We start from the raw sequence: 237 nt of genomic DNA, 5'->3' as shown, positions 1-237 counted from the left end.
ATATTGCTTATGTCATTTTCACTTATTTAGGTGGTACGTTGATCTTAAGAGCATGGATGGAATGGAAGTATAATAGAGAATCGAAAGATTATATATTTTCACTAATTGGAGTATTTACATTTGTTTTTATGACTTCGATGCTATTTTACTTCGTTCCACCTGCTACATAATAAAATGATTATTGATGGTATAAATAATGAGATAACTTGAAGGGAATATAAGTTATTTAGAAGAGAA

At 28.3% G+C, this 237-nt stretch carries 1 protein-coding gene; it reads left to right on the top strand.

Features of this window, described 5'->3' with window-relative positions; genetic code table 11:
- On the top strand, positions 1-170 hold a 170-nt coding region (locus KI356_RS27745; protein ID WP_212937068.1), incomplete at its 5' end, for a DUF4181 domain-containing protein.
- Positions 171-237: the final 67 nt, after the last annotated feature.

It is taken from the genome of Bacillus hominis (assembly GCF_018332515.1).
GTDB lineage: Bacteria > Bacillota > Bacilli > Bacillales > Bacillaceae_G > Bacillus_A > Bacillus_A hominis.
Note: the sequence above shows the minus strand (reverse complement) of the source record. Positions and strands in the feature narration are given on the sequence as shown.